12 protein-coding genes and 1 pseudogene are annotated in these 19,710 nt (G+C 73.6%); 6 read left to right on the top strand and 7 right to left on the bottom strand.

Going from position 1 to position 19,710, the window contains the following annotated elements; all coding sequences use genetic code 11:
- The first annotated feature begins 8 nt into the window (after positions 1–8).
- The gene (locus ACEQ2X_RS23065) at positions 9–1,058 is read left to right on the top strand and encodes a hypothetical protein (protein ID WP_370328236.1); all 1,050 of its coding nucleotides are present in this window, start codon (positions 9–11) and stop codon (positions 1,056–1,058) included.
- 24 nt (positions 1,059–1,082) lie between these two features.
- Here the strand turns inward: ACEQ2X_RS23065 and glgP are convergent, their stop codons facing one another.
- Positions 1,083–3,680 (bottom strand): alpha-glucan family phosphorylase, encoded by a 2,598-nt coding sequence (glgP, locus tag ACEQ2X_RS23070; protein ID WP_370328237.1) that lies wholly within the window; start codon positions 3,678–3,680, stop codon positions 1,083–1,085.
- Between the two features lie 232 nt (positions 3,681–3,912).
- Between glgP and ACEQ2X_RS23075 the strand changes: the two genes are divergently transcribed.
- From ACEQ2X_RS23075 to glgB, 3 genes are read left to right on the top strand one after another with little or no spacing between them, the layout of a single operon-like run.
- Positions 3,913–5,937 (top strand): alpha-1,4-glucan--maltose-1-phosphate maltosyltransferase, encoded by a 2,025-nt coding sequence (locus tag ACEQ2X_RS23075; protein ID WP_370328238.1) that lies wholly within the window; start codon positions 3,913–3,915, stop codon positions 5,935–5,937.
- A gap of 55 nt (positions 5,938–5,992) precedes the next feature.
- Positions 5,993–7,642 carry a maltose alpha-D-glucosyltransferase gene (gene treS / locus ACEQ2X_RS23080; protein ID WP_370328239.1) on the top strand — a complete coding sequence of 550 codons (1,650 nt, stop codon included), beginning with the start codon at positions 5,993–5,995 and terminating at the stop codon, positions 7,640–7,642.
- Positions 7,639–11,430, top strand: a complete 3,792-nt coding sequence (gene glgB / locus ACEQ2X_RS23085) for a 1,4-alpha-glucan branching protein GlgB (protein WP_370328240.1) — start codon at positions 7,639–7,641, stop codon at positions 11,428–11,430. Before treS ends, glgB begins: the two co-directional genes overlap by 4 nt.
- 304 nt (positions 11,431–11,734) lie before the next feature.
- Here the strand turns inward: glgB and ACEQ2X_RS23090 are convergent, their stop codons facing one another.
- On the bottom strand, positions 11,735–12,673 hold the full coding sequence (locus ACEQ2X_RS23090; RefSeq protein ID WP_370328241.1) for a hypothetical protein: 939 nt from the start codon (positions 12,671–12,673) through the stop codon (positions 11,735–11,737).
- Between the two features lie 258 nt (positions 12,674–12,931).
- Positions 12,932–13,927: a branched-chain amino acid aminotransferase gene (locus ACEQ2X_RS23095; protein ID WP_370328242.1), complete on the bottom strand. Its 996-nt coding sequence runs from the start codon at positions 13,925–13,927 to the stop codon at positions 12,932–12,934.
- Positions 13,928–14,128: 201 nt separating this feature from the next.
- Here ACEQ2X_RS23095 and ACEQ2X_RS23100 point away from each other — a divergent pair, with 201 nt between their 5' ends.
- A complete protein-coding gene (locus ACEQ2X_RS23100; protein WP_370328243.1) occupies positions 14,129–14,335 on the top strand; it encodes a hypothetical protein in 207 nt (68 codons plus the stop codon).
- A gap of 11 nt (positions 14,336–14,346) precedes the next feature.
- On the opposite strand, the gene ACEQ2X_RS23105 is transcribed toward ACEQ2X_RS23100, so the two are convergent.
- Positions 14,347–15,807: a right-handed parallel beta-helix repeat-containing protein gene (locus tag ACEQ2X_RS23105; protein WP_370328244.1), complete on the bottom strand. Its 1,461-nt coding sequence runs from the start codon at positions 15,805–15,807 to the stop codon at positions 14,347–14,349.
- Positions 15,804–16,625: an alpha/beta fold hydrolase gene (locus ACEQ2X_RS23110; RefSeq protein ID WP_370328245.1), complete on the bottom strand. Its 822-nt coding sequence runs from the start codon at positions 16,623–16,625 to the stop codon at positions 15,804–15,806. The genes ACEQ2X_RS23105 and ACEQ2X_RS23110 overlap by 4 nt, the downstream gene beginning before the upstream one ends.
- 38 nt (positions 16,626–16,663) lie before the next feature.
- Between ACEQ2X_RS23110 and ACEQ2X_RS23115 the strand changes: the two genes are divergently transcribed.
- Complete coding sequence (locus ACEQ2X_RS23115; protein WP_370328246.1) at positions 16,664–17,773, top strand: glycosyltransferase family 4 protein; 1,110 nt, start codon at positions 16,664–16,666, stop codon at positions 17,771–17,773.
- Positions 17,774–17,930: 157 nt separating this feature from the next.
- On the opposite strand, the gene ACEQ2X_RS23120 is transcribed toward ACEQ2X_RS23115, so the two are convergent.
- Positions 17,931–18,896, bottom strand: a complete 966-nt coding sequence (locus ACEQ2X_RS23120; protein ID WP_370328247.1) for a DUF368 domain-containing protein — start codon at positions 18,894–18,896, stop codon at positions 17,931–17,933.
- Between the two features lie 25 nt (positions 18,897–18,921).
- A pseudogene (locus ACEQ2X_RS23125) lies at positions 18,922–19,710 on the bottom strand (hypothetical protein); the annotation flags it as partial.

The raw sequence follows: 19,710 nt of genomic DNA on the forward strand, positions 1-19,710 counted from the left end.
GTCGAGGGATGGAGGGGATCCGCGCAGGCGGCGGGGTGGTGGAGGTCGGCACGGACGGCTGGGTGGAGGACTGCCTCTCCCCCGCCGAGGAGGTCCGGCGGACGGCGGCGCGGCGGGTGCCGGCCCTGTGGGCGGTGCGGTCCGTGGCTGGGCTGGCCGCCCTCGTGGGCCTGGTCACCGCCGGTGGCGCGGAGGGGCTCGGCACCGCCGTCGCCGGGCTCGCCCTGCTGGGCACCGCGGCCTGGGTCCTGGTCGTGGGGCGCGGGTGGACCGCCCGCTGGCGCACGGCCGCCGAGGTGGCAGCGGGGACGGTCCCGGCCACGGCCCTCGCAGCGGCGCCCCGGCGGCAGCGGCGTCAGCTCGCCACCCTGCCGGTGGTGGGGCTGTCGACGGTGGGGGTGGTCGTCGCGGGCGTCGTGATCGCCGGCCACGACGACGGGACCGGTGCGGTGCTGGTCCTGTCGGCGATCGCGCTGGCGGTCGCCGGCACGGCCGCCGTCGGGCTCGCGCTGGCGCCGCGGCCGGCGACGCCGGTCCGACCGCCGGTCGGGTCGCGCGGGTGGAGCCGGCCGATGACCGCCGACCGGCGCGAGGCGGAGGCGGCGCGCCTGCGGGCGGTGGCTCGCGGGTGCGCCGTGGCGGCGGTCGTGGACGCGGCGATGGCCCTGTTCGCCGTCCAGGTCGCGCTGGGCGAGCGGGCGGACGTCGCCACCGCGCTCGGCTGGGTGGGCGTCGCGTTCCTGTGGGCGCCGCCGACCCTGGCGGGCACCGGGGCCGGGGTCCTCGCGGGCCTGCTCCCCCGGATCGCCGACCGCCTCGACTCCGGCGAGCTGAGCGGGCTGCAGTGGCTCGTCGGCCCCGCCGACGTGGCGCTCGCGGGCCGCTACCTGACGGTCGTGGCCGCGCTCGGCGTCCTGGTCCTCGTCGCCGTGGCGGTGGTCGCCGACGACGTGCCGCTCCACGCGCTGCTGGTCGCGGCCTGGACCCCGGCGTCGGTCGGCCTGCTGACCCTCACGCGCCCGGCCCTGCGCCGTCCGGAGGCGATCCGGCGGGCCTGATCTCGGGTTCAGGTAGCCCCGAGTTCAGCTAGCCCAGGTGACCAGGCCGGTGTCGGCCCAGCTGCGGAGGTCGGGGTGGGTCGGCACCACGCGGGCGGCCAGCCCGTACTCGCCGCTGACGTCGAGCTCGATCGTCGCGCGGTAGCGCTGGTGCACGTCGCCCGACCCGTCGTGGGCGAGGGACACGACGCTCGGGTGGAGGATCGTCCCGTCCGCGCCGATCGGTCCGTGGACGATCTGCACGGCGACGTCCTCGGGGGACACCTGGCCCAGGTTGACGTCGACGATGACCTCGCGGGCGTCGCCGATGAACCCGACGGCGTGGTCGAGCTCGATCGTCTCGATGCGCACGTCGGGCCACCCGGTGGCGAGGTGCCCGCGCCAGGCCGCCAGCTCGAGCGCCCGGGCACCGCCGTCCGCGGTCAGCCGTGCGGCCCGCTGGGCGATCGGGGTGTACAGCTGCCGGGTGTAGTCCTGCACCATGCGGCTGGCGAGGACCTTCGGGCCGAGGGTGGTCAGGGACGCCCGGACGCGGGCCAGCCACCGTCGCGGCAGGGGCCCGTCGGTCCGGTCGTAGAAGGCCGGGACGATGCTGTGCTCGAGCAGCTCGAACAGGGCGGCTGCGTCGGCGGCGTCCTGCTGCACCGGGTCGGGGTTCTGGGTCCGCCCGCCGATCGCGAAGCCGTTCTCGGCCGAGGCGCCGTTGGCGGGCTCGTACATCTCGTCCCACCAGCCGTCCAGCACCGAGGCGTGCAGCGCGCCGTTGAGGACCGCCTTCTCGCCGCTGGTGCCGCTGGCCTCGTGGGGACGGCGCGGGTTGTTCAGCCACACATCGCACCCGGCGACCAGCGTGCGGGCGATCCGCATGTCGTAGTCCTCGAGGAACACGAGGCGGCCGCGGACCTCCGGGTCGTTGCTGAAGTGCACCAGCTCGCGGATCAAGCCCTTGCCGCCGTCGTCGCGGGGGTGGGCCTTGCCGCTGAAGACGAACTGGACCGGCCGGTCGACCGAGGTCAGCAGCGCCTTCAACCGCTCGGGCTGGGTCAGGAGCAGCGTCCCCCGCTTGTAGGTGGCGAAGCGGCGCGCGAACCCGATCGTCAGCGCGTCCGGGTCGAGCAGGGTGTCGGTCCAGCCGAGCGCCCCGAGGGGTTCTCCGCGCCGCACGGCCTGCTCGCGGGCGCGGATCCGCACGGTCTGCACGAGGCGTTCGCGCGACCGGTTGCGGGCGCGCCAGATCTGGTCGTCGGTGATCCGCGACGCGAGCGACCACGAGTCGGGGTTGTGCGACCAGTCCGGCGGCAGGACGCGGTCGAACACCGCCGCCATCTCCGAGCCGATCCAGGTGCTGGCGTGCACCCCGTTGGTGATCGCGTGGATGGGCACCTCGGACGCCTCGACGCCCGGCCACAGGTCGGCGAACATCTCCCGCGACACGTGGCCGTGCAGCTGGGACACGCCGTTGGCCCCGGCGCTGAGCCGCAGCCCCATCATCGCCATGTTGTAGACCGCGCCGGCGTCGTCGGACGGCTCGCGGCCGATCTGCAGGACCTGGCCGAGGGAGACGCCGACCTGCTCGGCGTAGGAGGCGAAGTAGCGCTCGATCAACCCGCGGTCGAACCGGTCGATGCCGGCCGGCACCGGGGTGTGGGTGGTGAACAGCACCGACGCGCGGGCGCACTCGACCGCCTGGTCGAAGTCCAGCGCCGAAGGCGCGTCATGTGCAGAGCCGTCGCGGACGTAGCGGAGGATGCGCTCGAACTGGAGGAACCCGGCGTGCCCCTCGTTGGCGTGGAACAGGGACGGCTCGATCGTGACCGCCCCGATGCGCTGCGCCTCGGCGAGGGCCCGGACCCCGCCGATGCCGAGGACGATCTCCTGGCGGAGGCGGTGCTCGGAGTCCCCGCCGTACAGGCGGTCGGTGACCACGCGGTCGTCGGGGTGGTTGGCGCCGATGGCGGTGTCGCGGAGCAGCCGCGGGACCCGGCCGCCGTCGGCCTTCCAGATCTGGGCGGCGACGGTCCGGCCGGCCAGGTCCACCTCGACGAGCAGCCGCTCGCCCGACTCGTCCTCGAGGCGGGTCAGCGGCAGGTCGTAGGGGTTGAGGTCGGGGTACTGCTCGCGCTGCCAGCCGTCGGCGTCGAGGTGCTGGCGGAAGTACCCGTGGCGGTACAGCAGGCCGATGCCGACCAGCTCGAGCCCGAGGTCGCTGGCGGCCTTCAGGTGGTCGCCGGCCAGGATGCCGAGGCCGCCGGAGTAGACCTGCATCACCTCGGTGATCCCGAACTCCGCGGAGAAGTACGCCACCGCCGGCGGGGCGGGGTCCTGGGCCTGGGCCCACCGCGGCTGGGTGAGGTAGCGCTCGAGGTCCGCGCGGACCTCCGCCAGCTGGCTGCGGAACGCCTTGTCGGCGACGAGCTCGGCCATCCGCTCGCGGCTGAGGCCGCCGAGGAGCGCGGCCGGGTTGTTGCCGACGTCCTCCCACAGCTGCTTGTCGGCCCACTGGAAGACCTCGCGGGTCGGCGCGTCCCAGGACCAGCGGAAGTTCGCGGCCAGGTCGGCCAGCGGTTCGAGCTCCGCGGGGAGGGAGGGACGGACGCGGAGGGTTCGGACTGCCTTCACCATCAGTGGGTCCTCACGTGGTCGTCGATCAGGCGGGACGGGATGCAAGCGCTGTCAGCACCGAAGTCCGGAAGCGTACACACCGTCGGGACGCACAGGACACCCGTACCCGTCCTCCCGACCCAGCGCACACCGGCGCACCGCGAGATCCGCCCGTCGTGCGGGTTCAGAGCGGCCGCGGCGTGGGCAGGTCTGCCTGCAGAGCGCCCGTGGCATCGTCTACAACGAGAAGGCCGTGAAGAACCGCATCCAGATGACCGACATCAGCCCCGTCGTCGACGGCGGGCGCTTCGCCGCGAAGGCGACCACCTCCGACGTCGTGGAGGTGTCCGCCGTCCTCTTCCGCGAGGGTCACGACAAGGTGGCGGGGGCGGTCCGCCACCGACCGCCCGGAGGGGACGGCTGGCGGGAGCTGCCGATGGCGGCCCGCCCCCAGGACCGCTTCGAGGCGCGGTTCGTGCCCGACGAGGTGGGGGCCTGGGAGTTCCAGGTCCTCGGCTGGACCGACCACTGGGCCTCGTGGCTCGACGGGTTGGTGAAGAAGCACCAGGCGGGCGTGGCCGACCTCTCCCTCGAGTTCGAGGAGGGGGCGCTGCTGCTCGAGCGCCACGCCGCCGGCGACGACGTCCCCGCCGAGCAGGTCAGCCGGCTCGAACGGGCCGCCGCCACGCTGCGGGACGATGCCGTGCCGGTGCACCAGCGGGTCGACGCGGCCCGCGCCGGCGATCTCCGCCAGGTCCTGGTCGCCCACCCCGACCGGCGCGACCTGACGACGTCGCCCACGTTCACCCTGTGGGTCGACCGGGACCGCGCCGGGTTCAGCGCCTGGTACGAGATGTTCCCGCGGTCCGTCGGCTCCGACGGGCGGACCAGCGGGACGTTCAAGACCGCCCAGTCGCGGCTCGGCGAGATCGCCGCGATGGGCTTCGACGTCCTCTACCTCCCGCCGATCCACCCGATCGGCCACGCGCACCGCAAGGGACCGAACAACACCCTCATCGCCGGTCCCGACGACCCCGGCGTCCCCTGGGCGATCGGGTCGGAGGCCGGCGGGCACACCGCCGTCCACCCCGACCTCGGCACGCTCGAGGACTTCGACGACTTCGTCGCCGCCGCAGGCGAGGCGGGCCTCGAGGTGGCCCTCGACTTCGCGATCCAGTGCTCGCCGGACCACCCGTGGGTGACCGAGCACCCCGAGTGGTTCCGCCACCGGGCCGACGGCTCGATCGCCTACGCGGAGAACCCGCCGAAGAAGTACCAGGACATCTACCCCATCGACTTCGACACCGAGGACATCGACGGGCTGTGCGAGGAGCTCAAGGGCGTCCTCGAGTTCTGGATCGACCGCGGCATCCGCATCTTCCGGGTCGACAACCCCCACACCAAGGCGCTGCCGTTCTGGGAGTGGGTCATCGACGAGATCCACCAGACCGACCCCGGCGTCCTCTTCCTGGCCGAGGCGTTCACCCGCCCGGCGATGATGCGGCAGCTGGCGAAGCTCGGGTTCAGCCAGTCCTACACGTACTTCACGTGGCGGAACACCAAGCACGAGCTCACCGAGTACGTGACCGAGCTGGCCCACACCGACTCCGCCGACTACTACCGGCCCAACTTCTGGCCGAACACCCCGGACATCCTGCACGAGTACCTGCAGTCCGGGTCGCCGGCCGCGTTCAAGGTCCGCGTCGCGCTGGCGGCACTGCTCAGCCCCAACTACGGCATGTACTCCGGCTACGAGCTGCTCGAGCACGTCCCCGTCCGGCCGGGATCAGAGGAGTACCTCGACTCGGAGAAGTACGCCTACCGGCCGCGCGACTTCCACGTCGACCACTCGATCGCGCCGTTCATCGCGCGGCTGAACGAGCTGCGGCACAGCCACCGGGTGCTGCTCGGCGACCTGCGGAACGTGTGGTTCCACGGGATCGAGAACGACCAGCTGCTGGCCTTCTCGAAGACCGCCGTGCCCGCCGACGTCGACGGGGTGGCCGGCGACGCCGTCCCCGGGCGGCGCATGCCCGACGGGCCGGTGCCGCTCGACCGGCTGGTGGTCATCGCCAACCTGGACCCCCACCACGCCCAGGAGGGGATGACGGCCCTCGACATGTGGCAGCTGGGGATGGACGGGGTCGATGCGCCCTACGACGTCCACGACCTGCTGACCGGCCACACCTGGACCTGGCAGGGACCGCGGAACTACGTCCGCCTGGACCCGTCCGCCGGCGAGCCGGTCCACGTGTTCCACCTGCGCCCCCACCTCTGACCCGCCCCTCCCACCCCGCATCCCACCCCGCACGAACGCACGAAGGAACCGGTGAATGCTGTCCAACGACCCCGACTGGTACAAGCACGCGATCTTCTACGAGGTCGTCGTGCGCGGGTTCAACGACCACAACGGCGATGGCACGGGGGACATCCGCGGGTTGATCGACAAGCTCGACTACCTGCAGTGGCTGGGTGTCGACTGCCTCTGGCTGCTGCCCTTCTACGAGTCGCCGCTCCGCGACGGCGGCTACGACATCAGCGACTACTACAAGGTGCTGCCCGAGTTCGGTGACGTCACCGACGTGGCGGACCTGATCTCCGCCGCCCACGACCGGGGCATGCGGATCATCGCCGACATGGTGATGAACCACACCTCCGATGCCCACCCGTGGTTCCAGGAGGCCCGCGACCCGTCGAGCGACAAGCACGACTGGTACGTGTGGTCCGACACCGACGAGCGCTACAGCGACGCGCGGATCATCTTCGTCGACACCGAGAAGTCGAACTGGACGTACGACGCCAAGGCGGGCAAGTACTACTGGCACCGGTTCTTCAGCCACCAACCGGACCTCAACTACGACAACCCCGAGGTCGGCGAGGCCATGCTCGACGCCCTCCGGTTCTGGCTGAACATGGGGCTCGACGGGATGCGGCTCGACGCGATCCCGTACCTGTTCGAGCGGGAGGGGACGAACTGCGAGAACCTCCCCGAGACCCACGAGTTCCTGAAGCGCGTCCGCAAGGTCGTCGATGACGAGTTCGACGACCGGATCCTCCTCGCCGAGGCCAACCAGTGGCCCGAGGACGTCGTCGAGTACTTCGGGCAGGGCGACGGCGACGAGTGCCACATGGCCTTCCACTTCCCGGTCATGCCGCGCATGTTCATGGCCGCCCGGCGTGAGGAGGCCAAGCCGATCATCGAGATCATGCGGTCGACGCCGGACATCCCCGAGAGCGCCCAGTGGGGCATCTTCCTGCGCAACCACGACGAGCTGACCCTCGAGATGGTCACCGACGAGGAGCGCGACTACATGTACGCGGTCTACGCGGCCGACCCGCGGATGCGGATGAACGTCGGGATCCGCCGCCGGCTCGCGCCGCTGCTCGACAACGACCGCCGCCTGATCGAGCTCTTCCACGCGTTGCTGTTCAGCCTGCCGGGTAGCCCCGTCATGTACTACGGCGACGAGATCGGCATGGGGGACAACATCTACCTGGGTGACCGCGACGGGGTCCGCACGCCGATGCAGTGGACCCCCGACCGCAACGGCGGGTTCTCCTCCGCCGACTTCGCGGCCCTGTACCTCCCCCCGATCGTCGACCCGGTGTACGGCTACCAGGTCACCAACGTCGAGCAGCAGCAGCGCCAGACCACCTCGCTGCTGCACTGGGTGCGGGACATGATGGGCATCCGCAAGCGCCACCCGGTGTTCGGCACCGGCACGTTCGAGGCGCTCGACAGCTCCAACCCGAAGGTGCTCGCCTTCCTGCGGGAGGATGCCGAGCAGCACGTGCTGGTCGTGGCGAACCTCGGCGCGACCGCCCAGTTCGTCCAGCTCGACCTGAGCCGGTTCGACGGCTGGCAGCCCGTGGAGATGCTCGGCCAGACCCCGTTCCCCCGCGTCGGGCAGCTCCCCTACCTGCTGACGCTGGCCGAGCGGGGTTGGTACTGGTTCGACCTGAAGGAACCGGACGAGGCATGAGCGACCAGACCACCACGACCCCAGCGGCGGCCGCGACCCGCGTCGCCCTGTCGGACCTGACCGAGTGGCTGCCGCGCCAGCGGTGGTTCAGCGCGAAGGACCGGCCCCTCGCCGACGCCACCGCCACCGATGCGGTCGAGGTGGATCGGGCCACGTCGACGTGGCTGGTCGTCGTCACGACCGGCTACGACGACGGCGGACCGGAGGACCGGTGGCTGCTGGCGCTGACCGCGGCGGGCGAGGACGCCGACCCGCTGGGCCACGTCGACGACGTCCCCGTCGTCGACATCACCGCCCGCCCCGGCGCCGCGACCGCGCTGCTCGGTGCTGCCCGGACCCACGGGGTCCTCACCACCCTGGGCGGCCAGACGGTCCGGTCGGTCCCCGTCGGCGAGGCACCCGCGGTCGAGGGGGGTGCGACCGGCCGCGTCCGGGCGATGGGGGTGGAGCAGTCCAACACCTCGCGGGTGGTCGGCGACGGGCTGGTCGTCAAGGTCATCCGCAAGCTGGAGCCCGGCCCGAACCCGGACATCGAGATCACCGCCGAGCTCACCCGGGAGCGCTTCCGCGGCGTGCCGGCCCTCCTCGGGGCGATCACCGGTCCCGACGACGAGGCCATGGTCACCGTCGCCGCGTTCGTGGCCGGGGCCCGGGGCGCCTGGGAGCTCGCCACCGACGAGGCCGCCGGGGTCGCGGACCACGGCATCGGCGCGCGGATGCGCGCCCTCGGGGCGCTGACCGCCGAGCTGCACGCCGAGCTCCGCGACGTCCTCCCCACCCTCGACGCCCAGCCGGTCGACACCGAGCGCTGGCACACCGCGCTCCGCGCCGAGGCCGAGCGCACCCGCGCGGTCCTGGCCGCCCGCGCACCCGCGGCGGCCGCGGCCGTCCCCGCCGCGGTGGAGGACGCGATCGCCGACGCGCCGGCCACCCTCGGGCAGCTGCAGCGCATCCACGGGGACTACCACCTCGGCCAGGTCCTGCTGGACCGCGAGGGCAGCTGGTGGATCCTCGACTTCGAGGGCGAGCCGGCCCGCCCGATCGCCGAGCGGCGCCAGCCGGCCAACCCGGCCAAGGACGTGGCCGGCATGCTCCGCTCCCTCGACTACGCCCGCGCCCAGGCGGTGCTGGCGGGAGGCGACCCGACGGCCGCCGCCGCCTGGGCGGACGCCGCCCGCGCCGACTTCCTGGCCGGGTACGGCGACGCCGTCCTGCCGTGGCTCGGCGCGTTCGAGGTCGAGAAGCTCCTGTACGAGATCCGCTACGAAGCCGCCAACCGCCCGGACTGGCTCGGCATCCCGCTGGCCGCGCTGGGCATCGAGGAGGCCCCCGCCGTGAACGACCAGACCGACCCCACCACGCCGTCGACGACCCCGGCGTCCCAGCCCACCGCGGCGTCACCGCCCGCGTCGTCGTCACCCCCCACCCCTCCCCCGAGGCGGAGCCGTGGCGGCGCGGCCGTGCCCGCGCCCCCGGGCGTCCGGGCACCCGCCCAGGGCGGGGAGGCCACCGGCGGCGAGGTCGCCGCGCCCGCGACCCCGGTCGGCGAGGAGACCGCCGGTGCCTCGGACGCGGCGCCGTCCGGTGCGTCCGATCCGGTGCCGTCCGCTGCGGCGGTCGACGCCGACGCGTCCGCGCTGGCGGAGGGACGCCTCCACGAGCCCCACCGCCTGCTCGGCTACCACCGGGACGGCGACGGGTGGGTGGTCCGCGCCTGGCGGCCGGGCGCGTCGTCGGTGGCCTACCTGGCCACGCCGGACGCCGACGAGGTGGAGGCCACCGAACGCGTGCCGGGCCTGTTCGAGGCCCGCGTCGCCGACCAGCCCGAGGTCGGCCGCTACCGGCTGCGCGTCGCCTACCCCGAGGGCGGCAGCTACGACCTGGTCGACCCCTACTCCTTCGAGCCGACCCTCGGCGAGATCGACCGGCACCTGATGAGCGAGGGCCGCCACGAGCAGGCCTGGACCGTCATGGGCGCGAACCGCCGGACGATGCACGGCATCACCGGCGTGGGCTTCGCCGTCTGGGCCCCCAACGCCCGCGCCGTCCGCGTGATCGGCGACTTCAACTCCTGGGACGGGCGGCTGCACCCGATGCGCTCGCTGGGGTCGTCGGGGATCTGGGAGGTCTTCATCCCCGACGTCGCCGACGGCGCGTACTACAAGTACGAGCTGGTCACCGCCGACGGAAGCCTGGCGACCCGCGCCGACCCCTGGGCGAAGTGGGCGGAGGTGCCCCCGGGCCAGGCGAGCCGGGTCTACACCTCCACCTACGAACCCGAGCACCCGCGGCCCGACGTCGGCCAGCCGCACGACAGCCCGATGTCGATCTACGAGGTCCACCTGGCCTCGTGGCGCCACGGTGACGGCCAGCCGCTCAGCTACCGGGACCTCGCCCACGAGCTGGGTGCCTACCTGGACGAGATGGGCTTCACCCACGTCGAGTTCCTGCCGCCGGCCGAGCACCCCTTCGGCGGGTCGTGGGGCTACCAGGTCACCGGCCAGTTCGCGCCGACGTCGCGCTTCGGCAGCCCGGACGACTTCCGCTACCTGGTCGACCACCTGCACGGGCTCGGCATCGGCGTGATCGTCGACTGGGTGCCCGCCCACTTCCCGAAGGACGAGTGGGCCCTCCGCCGCTTCGACGGGACCGCGCTGTACGAGCACGAGGACCCCCGCCTGGGCGAGCACCCCGACTGGGGGACGATGGTCTTCAACTACGGCCGGACCGAGGTGCGGAACTTCATCACCGCCTCGGCGCTGTTCTGGATCGAGGAGATGGGCGTCGACGCCCTCCGCGTCGATGCGGTCGCGTCGATGCTGTACCTCGACTACTCCCGCGAGGAGGGGCAGTGGATCCCGAACGAGTACGGCGGGCGTGAGAACCTCCGCGCGGTCGAGCTCCTGCAGGAGGTCAACGCGACGGTCTACAAGCGCAACCCCGCCGCCTTCACGGTGGCGGAGGAGTCGACGGCCTGGCCGGGCGTGTCCCGCCCCACGCACCTGGGCGGCCTCGGCTTCGGGTTCAAGTGGAACATGGGGTGGATGCACGACACGTTGTCGTACTTCTCCAAGGACCCGATCTACCGGCGCTGGCACCACAACCAGCTGACGTTCGGGCTGATGTACGCCTTCAGCGAGAACTTCGTCCTGCCGCTGAGCCACGACGAGGTGGTGCACGGCAAGGGCAGCCTGATCGGCAAGATGCCCGGCGACCGCTGGCAGCAGTTCGCGAACCTGCGGGCGCTGTACGGCTGGATGTGGGGGCACCCCGGCAAGCAGCTGCTGTTCATGGGCGGCGAGTTCGGTCAGGACCGCGAGTGGTCCGAGGAGCGCTCGCTCGACTGGCACCTGGTCGAGGAGGATTGGGGCCCGGAGCCGAACCGGCACGCGGGGCTGCAGAAGATGGTCGCCGACCTGAACGCGGCCTACCGGTCGCTTCCGGCCCTGTGGCGCAAGGACGTCACGTACGAGGGCTTCAGCTGGATCGACGCGAACAACGCGGACGCGAACCTGCTGTCCTTCGCCCGGCACGGCGAGGCCGGGGACCCCGACGTGGTGGTGATCGCGAACCTCTCCCCCGCGCCGCAGCACGGGGTCCGGATCGGCCTTCCCTCGGCGGGGCACTGGGACGAGGTGTTCAACACCGATTCCGCGGTCTACGGCGGCGGCAACGTCGGGAACATGGGCGGCGTCACGGCGACGGACCAGGAGTGGCACGGCATGCCCGCCTCCGCCCTCGTCACCTGCCCGCCCCTCGCGGTGATCTGGCTACGGGCGAGCGGATAGGTCGGGCACCGAGGTTGGGCGCGATCGGGGCCTAGCTCGCCTCCGGGCGACGCAGGCCCCGATCGTGGCCCATGAGGGGACCGCTCCGGGCGCGTCGGGAGCCGGCCCGCAATCGACCCACGGGCGCACCGCAGGACCGCCGCGTGTGCCGCCCCGCCCGCCATCGCACCACGGGCGACTCACGCGAAGTCGGCACGCTCCCGGATGCCCGCCATCGCACCACGGGCGACTCACGCGAGGTCGGCACGCTGCCAGATGCCCGCCATCGCACCACGGGCGCAGGGCGGACCGGAGGGGGCGACGATCAGGCCGCGTGGCGGTAGCCGGGGAAGTAGCGGCGCCAGGTGTCGTCCCGGACGGTGACCCCGACGACGCCCTGATCCACGAGCGCCTGCTCGACGCGGCGGAGGGTGGCGCCGGGATCGGCGTAGATCCCATCGGATCGCACGACGACGAGGCGCACCCGTCGGTGGTCGAGCACCTCCCGGCGGGTGATGTCGTGCTGCCACTGGGTGGTGGACTCGGCGTGGTGCCGACCTTCGTACTCCACCGCGACCCTCCACCCCGGCCAGCAGAGGTCGAGGCGCACGACGACCCGGCCGTCGTCGTCGCACAGCTCGTGCGCGACGACGGGTTCCGGGAGGCCGGCCAGGACGAGCAGCAGGCGGAGCCTCGTCTCCATGGGGGAGTCGACACCCTCCCGGACCAGCCCCATGGCCCGCCGAGCAAGCCGGGCTCCCGGTCCCGTGTACGCCTCCGCGCCGTCCACCAGCTCGCCCGGGGTCACCACCCCGGCCTTCACCAAGGAGTCGCCCAGCACGACCAGGTCGACCAGCCCCAAGCTCGTGGCCATCTCCAGGACGCACTGCGTGGGGGACGACATCGGGAGGGAACGGTGCCACACCACCTGGTCACCGAGGCTCACGCGGTGTGAGCGGAGCCCGTCCCGGCGGCTGCGATGCCGGCCCGGCGGGAACGCCACGTGCACGTCAGCGTCGTCCGGCACGCACCCCCCGAGCAGCACCGCCGCGGTGCTGTGGCAGATCCGGCCGCCGGGACCGGCGATCTTCAAGGCTGCGCGCGCCAGGAGGTGCACCGTGACCTTGACGTCCGCCGAGACGTAGGAGTCGTGGAACAGCCGCCGGTAGCCCGAGCTGAGGAGGTTGTCGGCGGGGAGTCCCGCCAGACGTGCCTCCGCACGGCTGAAGGGCGTTCGCGGGTCGAACGGGGTGTCATCGGCCATGGACCGGAGCATGCCGCGCGGGTCGATGCCGCCCCTCGAGTTGTCCACAACCCCGCCCAGCGCGTTGGCCCGGACCGGTCCCCCGCCATCGCACCGCGGGCGCACGACGAGGCGTCGACCGCGCACGACATCCCTGCCACCGCACCACGGGCGACTCACGCGGACACGGCGAGCGCACCAGCCCCCGCCATCGCACCGCGGGCGCACGACGAGGCGTCGACGGCGCCTCGCCCTCGACGGGCCTAACCCCCGGCGGCCCTACCCCTCCACGACCGTGGTCCAGCCGAACGGGTCCTCGGCCTGGCCGCGCTGGATGGCGAGGAGGGTCTCGCGGAGGTGGGCGGTGTGGGGTCCCATCTGGCCGTCCCGGACCTGGACGGACTTGCCATCGATCACCAGGTGCCCGACCGGGGCGAGCACGGCGGCGGTGCCCGCCAGGACGGCCTCGGCGGTGTCCACGCAGCCGGCGAGCTCGTCGACGGTGAGGGTGCGCTCCTCGACCTCGAGCCCCTCGGACCGCGCCAGCCGCAGCACCGAGTCCCGCGTGATCCCGTGCAGGAACGACGTGTCCAGCGCACGGGTGACGACGGTGTCGCCGTCGATCATGAGGAAGTTGGCGGCGCCGGTCTCCTGGATCTCCCCGCCGGGGGCGAAGAGGACCTGGTCGGCGTCGTGCTCCGCCATCGCCCGGCGGGTGACCCCGAGGGCCATGGCGTAGTTCGCGCCGGTCTTGATCTCACCGAACTGCGGGGTGGTCCGGGGCAGCTCGGTCTCCACGGCCACGGTCAAGGTCCGCGAGGAGTCGAAGTAGTCACCGACCGGCGAGGCCAGCACGTACAGCAGGGCGGTCTCGGACGGCCGGGCCGCCGCGCCGATGTTCGGCTCGGTCCCGAGCAGCACCGGGCGCAGGTACAGCGCGCCGGGGGCGTCGGGGGCCTCGGCCAGGTTCGCCGCGACCACGTCGGTGATGAGGGCGGTCAGCTGCTCGGTGGGCGGGACCGGCAGGTACAGCATCTCGGCGCTGCGGCGCATCCGGGCCACGTGGGCGTCCAGCCGGAAGATCCGCACGACGCCGTCGACGCCCTTGTGGGCCTTCAACCCCTCGAAGCAGGAGGACCCGTAGTGCAGCGCGTGGGCGGCGGGGCTGAGGGTCAGGGGGCCCGTCCGGTCCAGCACCGACGAGGTCCAGGCACCGTCGACGTAGGTCGCCGTGCCCATGGTCGCCGCGAACTCCGAACCGAATGACGTGGCCATGGACCGCTCCTTCCCCGGTGGGGCACACCGCGTGCCCCTCGGATGCCCAGCGTAGAGCCTGCGTCCCAGCCAATGCTGGACCACCCCGCCGCCCGGCCGGAGCGGACTAGTCCGTCGTGGCCAACTTGCATCTGGTCGTCCTGTTACCAGCAGTTCGTGGCGTTAACTGTAGGTATGGACACGGGGACTCAGGATGAGGTCGTGGAGACGGTGGTGATGACCCCGGCGCGCCACCGCGAGGAGGCGGAGGCGCCCGAGATCGTCCCCCGCTGGGCTCCGCCCGGCTGGCACAGGCGACCACCGGCGACGGTGTGGGACGACGAGACCATCCGCCGTCTCACGTCCGAGCTGGACCCCGAGACCGCCGAGGCCGCACCTCCCCCTCCCCCTCCGCCGCGCTGGCTGTAGCGCCCGGTGCATCACCCCTGGAGGAACGTCCCCCCGGCATCGTTGCCCGCGGCGCGCCACCCCTCCGCGTCGGTGATCTCCCCCCAGCGGAAGCAGTCCTCGCACCCGGTGAGGTCGTAGGTGTTCTCCTCGAACGTGATGCTGCCGTCGGTGTAGAGCTCGGTGTCGTCGTTGTCGACGTAGAACGACACCGACCCCTCGACCACGGGGGCGAAGTGGTTGTCGCGGACCTCGAGGCCCTCGATGGTGAACGGGTTGCCCGTGACCTCGCTGTCGCGCTCGTAGTGCACCGCGGACAGCTCGAGGGCGTTGCCGACCAGCACGTTGCCGGTCACGACCGCGTCGGACACGCCGTGGACGGCGAGGCCGGCGCCGAGCTCCCCCGCCGCCGGCCCGAACCCGTTGCCGCGGACGGTGTTGCCGCGCACGACCGCGCCGTCGGAGACCTCGAGGAAGATGCCCATGACCTCGTTGGCCTCCGCGACGTTGTCGGTCACGGTGATGTCGGTGTTGTCGAGGTCGAACCAGATGCCCGGACCGCCGTTGTGGTGGACCCAGGACCCGTCGAACACCGCCCCGTCGGTGTGCTTGAACTTCGTGCCGCCGGCCTCCCAGAACCACTCGTAGCCGAGGGTGCCGTTGTAGGCGATCTCGACGTCGGTGACGGTGAGGCCGCCGACGCCCTCCCCGCCGACCCCCCACTGGCCGTTGTGGGTGATCGTCGACGCCGACAGCGGCGACCCCTCCCCCATGGCGATCCCTCCCCCGTGGTTCTCGGTGACCACCAGGTCGGTCAGCACCCACCCGGCGCCGCGGGGTTCGACCGCACCCCGTTGGGAGGGGGAGGAGTAGCGGGTGATCGTGAGGCCGCGGACCTCGACGTCGTCGGCCTCCGAGCCGATGGCGAGGTCGGTGACGCTGAGCTCGAGCGGCTCGCGGCGGTCGGGGGGGTCGAAGACGACGAGCTGGTCGACGTCATAGTCGAAGAACCACTCCCCCGGCGCGTCGACGTCGTCGCGGGTCGGGGCGTGCTGCAGCCGCTCGCGGCCGGCCCACAGCTCGTGGTGGGCGGCGTCGCGCTCGAACCCCTCGATCATCTGGCCGTGGATGAACGCCTCCTCGGTGCGGCCGTCGAGGACGAAGCGCTCGCCGTCGGGCTCGAACGCGGCCGGGTCGAGGACCACCGCTCCGGACATGACCGCGCCGGGCTCTCCGACGATCACGTCGCCGTCGTCGGGGAGGAGGGTCTGCTCGCGGTGCACGCCCGCGGCGACGACGAACGTGGTGCCGGGGTCGGCACGGCCGGTGATCTCGGCGAAGTCGTCACCGACCTCGAGCCGGACGTGGGGGCCGTCGACGACCCCGCCGGTCACCTCGAGGGGGTTGAGGAGGAGCGCACCGGCAGCGGCGCCCGCCCCGAGGCCCACGACGAGGGCGACCGCGGCGGTCGCCAGCCCCGCCCGGCTCGTCATCCGGCGTGGCTCGCCGCAGACTCGCGGGACGTCGCCCGCGCCGCGGTGCGCACGATCACGTCGACCACCACGTCGGGGTCGTCCGGCATGGGGGTGTGACCCAGGCCGGCGAGCTTCACCAGCCGGGCGCCGTCCCCGAGCGCGGTCGCCCAGCGGACGCCCTGGCGGGGCAGGAGGAGCCAGTCGCGGCTGCCCCAGGCGATCGTCACCGGGGCGGGGATGTCGGCGACGTCGTCGACCTGCCATCGGGCGCAGTCGAGCACCGCCTCGAACGCGCTGGCCTGCGCGAGCCCCTCGATCGACAGCCGCGCGTAGGCGCGGTTCATCCGCTCGGGCCGGCCGAAGACGCTGGCCATCGCGATGCGGCGCCCGATGGCGGTGTCGCTGAGCGCGGGCACCCGCAGCGCGTGGGGGGCGATCGTCCGGTTGAGCCGCAGGACGGCGCGGGCCCAGGTCTGCTCCCAGCCGACCATCTGCCCGCCGGGCGACAGGGCGGTGACCGAGCGGGCCCGCCCCCGGCTGCCCAGCCGCAGCGCGATCAGCCCGCCGAGGGAGTTGCCGACCAGGTGGGCGGTGTCCCACCCCATCGCGTCCATCAGCGCCTCGCAGTGGTCGGCGAGCGCGCCGTCGGTCGGGGCCTCGGCGAGGGGGTCGGCGCCGCCGAAGCCCGGCAGGTCCGCAGCGGCGACGTCGAAGCGGCCGCCCAGGGCCGGGAGGACCGGGTCCCAGGCCTCCTTGCGGTGCCCGAGCCCGTGGATCAGCAGCATCGGCTCGCCCTGGCCGATGCGGATGACGTGATCGGCGACGTACTGCTCCATCCCGACCAGACTAGAGGGGTGGGTAGGCTGCGCGCCCGATGCGTGTCCTCTGCGTGACGTGGGAGTACCCCCCGCGGCTGTTCGGGGGACTCGGCCGGCACGTGGAGGGGTTGGTCGGCGCCCTCGCCGAGGCCGGCGCCGACGTGACGGTCCTCACGCCGCACAGCGACGAGCCCGAACCGGACCGGCACCCCCGCATCCGGGTGCTCCGCGCGCCGGCACCGGCCGTGGCGCTCCCCGCGGACCGGTGGCTGGCCGGGACCCTCGACGCCAACGTCGCGATGGCCGCGGCCGCGCTGCGCGCCGGTGTGGTCGCCGACGTCCTGCACGTCCACGACTGGATGGCCGGGCACGCGGCGAGGGTCCTGGCGCCGGCGCTCGGCGTCGGCGTCGTCGCGACGGTCCACGCCACCGAGCGCGGGCGCCACCAGGGCCACCTGCCGCCCGGGTACTCGGCCTGGATCGACGCCCAGGAGCGCCAGCTGATCGCCCTCGCCGACCGGGTGGTGGTGTGCGCGGACCACATGGCCGACCACGTGTCCCGGCACCTCGGCGCCGACCTCGACGTCGGCGAGGTCATCCCGAACGGCGTCGACGTCGTGCGGTGGGGGGCGGCCCGACCGCGGCCGGCCGGTCCCCTCCCCCGCGTGGTGTTCGCCGGCCGACTCGAGCACGAGAAGGGCGTGGACGTGCTGCTCGCCGCGACCGAGGGGCTGGACTGCGAGGTCGTCGTGGCGGGCGCCGGCACGCAGGCCCCGGCCCTGCGCCGGTCGGCGCACGACCGCGTCCGCTTCGAGGGGCACCTGGCCCAGCCGGCGCTCGCGGCGCTCCTGCGGTCCGCCGCCGTCGTCGTGGTCCCGTCGCGCTACGAGCCGTTCGGGCTCGCGGCGCTCGAGGCCATGGCCGCCGGGGTGCCCGTCGTCGCGAGCGCCGTCGGTGGGTTGCTCGACGTCGTGGCGGGGGACGCCGGCGTGCGCGTGCCGCCGGGGGACGTCCGGGCGCTGCGGCAGGCGATCTCCGCTGTGCTGGGCGATCCGGACCGGGCCGCGGCGCTGGCCCGCACGGGTCAGGCCCGGGCGGCGGCGTTCTCGTGGGCCCGCAGCGCAGACGCCCACCTGGCGGTGTACGACGCCGTCAGGCGGTGGTGACGCACCGGTCGGTCGGCGGGGTTGGCGAGCGGCGGCGGAGCTGGACCCCAGATCTGAGCGTTCGGTGCGCCGACGGCACTGACCCTCGGATCTGAGCACTCGGTCGCTGGACCTGGACCACAGATCTGAGCCCAGGGTGCGCCGACGACGCTGACCCTCAGATCTGGGAACTGGTGGGGGGCGAGCCCGACCCCGGCGCCGTGGACCGGTCCCCCATCACCAGCAGGACCCGGACGATGGCGAACCCGACCGCGAACAGGCCCAGGCCGACGGCCGCCTCGGTGACGTCGGCGGGGGCGTGCAGCTCGCCCTCGTGCCCGCCCCAGGGCCACAGCACCCGCAGCGCGCCGACCATCAACCCGGTCAGCCCCGCCATGGTGACCGCCAGGTGCTGGGCGAGCAGGTGGCTGAGGAGCTTCGAGAACGCCCCGAGGCCGACGACCGCGCCGACGACGAACACGCCGACGTAGACGACGTCGAGGGAGCGCAGCGCGTCGAGGGTCGGCTCGTACACCCCGAGCACCAGCAGCAGGAACGCCCCGCTGACGCCCGGCAGGATCATCGCGCAGATGGCGACCGCCGCCGAGGCGAAGACCCGCCACAGCGCCACGTCGCCCTCGACGACGGCCTCGGGCAGGCCGGTCAGGAGGAACGCCGCGACGGCGCAGACCAGCGCCACCCCGACCTGCAGGGGTCCGCGCGGGCGGACCTGACGCCAGGGCACGGCGAGCGACGCCACGATCATCCCGGCGAACACGGCGCTGGTCTCCTCCGGGTGGGACTCGAGCAGGGGCGGCAGGACCACCGAACCGATCCCGAGGGCCACGACGATCCCCCCGCCGAGGGGGAGCACGAACCCCCAGGGGACCGCCTGCCAGTGCCGGCGCGCGAGGTCTCCGCGGCCGCGCAGCACAGCCGTGCCCGCGGACGCCACCGACCGGATCGCCTCGATGAGCGACGTGTAGATGCCGACGATCAGCGCGATCGTCCCGCCGGACACGCCGGGGATCACGTCGGCGGTCCCCATCGCCATCCCCTGGGCGGCGTGGAGCCACGGCGGGCCGGTCCGGGGCGCCGCCGGGCGCGAGGGCCGCGCGTCGGACGGTGTGGTGTCGGTGGTCATGCGGCGGCGATCCAAGGGCTGTGCGTCAGCGGGCGATCAGCAGGGCCACGGGGAGGGTGCCCAGCAGGTCCGCGGCCTCTGCGGACGCGGTCGGTCCCAGAGTGTCGCCGGTGAGCAGGTCGTGCCAGACCGGCTGATCGGCCACCCCACCGGCCACCCCCCGACCGCCCCGACCGCCACGACCGTCACCGGACAGCACGACCTCGGTGTCGGCCCAGATCCGGCCGAGTGGGCTGAAGCGGCCCCCATCGGTGACCCGCCCCAGCAACCGCGGGACGACGACGATGGCCTGCCCGGCCCCACCGGGCGCAGTGCGACGCCACACCAGCAGCTCGTCGGCCCACCGGCCGGTCGTCGGGACGGGCTCGTACCCGGCGTCCGGCCCGAGCACCTCGGGGTGGTCGCGCAGCGCGCGGAGCGCGGTGGCGAGGACGTGTCGCTTGATCCGGCCGTCGCGGCGGGCCGCCCACAGCTCGGCGACCGGGGCGGTCGGCCCCGCACCCGGCGGGCCGACGCGCGGCGGGCCCAGCTGGACGTCCCACCCCTCGGTCCCCGCGAGGGTCGCGGGGACGCCCCCGGCTGCGCAGCGGAGGAGGACCTGCCCGTGGGAGGTGGCCATGGCGACCTCCGCCGCGCGCACGGCCAGCGGGCGGAGCAGCGGCGCGACGTGCCCGTCGGGGTCGAGGAGCCCGCGAACCCAGGCGATCACCGCCCGCTCGGCCGGCCCGTGGGGCGCCGCGTGCGCGGTGTTCCGCCCGTGCGTGCGGGCCCGCCGGACCGCGTGGGCGGTCTGCGCGGCGAGGGGCACCCCGTC

This window comes from Euzebya sp. (assembly GCF_964222135.1).
Classification (GTDB): Bacteria; Actinomycetota; Nitriliruptoria; order Euzebyales; family Euzebyaceae; genus Euzebya.

Excerpts from the sequence above, each read along its gene's own strand:
- glgP (WP_370328237.1), bottom strand. The coding sequence starts at position 3,680 with ATGGTGAAGGCAGTCCGAACCCTCCGCGTCCGTCCCTCCCTCCCCGCG.
- ACEQ2X_RS23090 (WP_370328241.1), bottom strand. The coding sequence starts at position 12,673 with ATGGCCGATGACACCCCGTTCGACCCGCGAACGCCCTTCAGCCGTGCG.
- ACEQ2X_RS23105 (WP_370328244.1), bottom strand. The coding sequence starts at position 15,807 with ATGACGAGCCGGGCGGGGCTGGCGACCGCCGCGGTCGCCCTCGTCGTG.
- treS (WP_370328239.1), top strand. The coding sequence starts at position 5,993 with ATGCTGTCCAACGACCCCGACTGGTACAAGCACGCGATCTTCTACGAG.
- ACEQ2X_RS23115 (WP_370328246.1), top strand. The coding sequence starts at position 16,664 with ATGCGTGTCCTCTGCGTGACGTGGGAGTACCCCCCGCGGCTGTTCGGG.
- ACEQ2X_RS23095 (WP_370328242.1), bottom strand. The coding sequence starts at position 13,927 with ATGGCCACGTCATTCGGTTCGGAGTTCGCGGCGACCATGGGCACGGCG.
- glgB (WP_370328240.1), top strand. The coding sequence starts at position 7,639 with ATGAGCGACCAGACCACCACGACCCCAGCGGCGGCCGCGACCCGCGTC.
- ACEQ2X_RS23120 (WP_370328247.1), bottom strand. The coding sequence starts at position 18,896 with ATGACCACCGACACCACACCGTCCGACGCGCGGCCCTCGCGCCCGGCG.
- ACEQ2X_RS23065 (WP_370328236.1), top strand. The coding sequence starts at position 9 with ATGGAGGGGATCCGCGCAGGCGGCGGGGTGGTGGAGGTCGGCACGGAC.
- ACEQ2X_RS23110 (WP_370328245.1), bottom strand. The coding sequence starts at position 16,625 with ATGGAGCAGTACGTCGCCGATCACGTCATCCGCATCGGCCAGGGCGAG.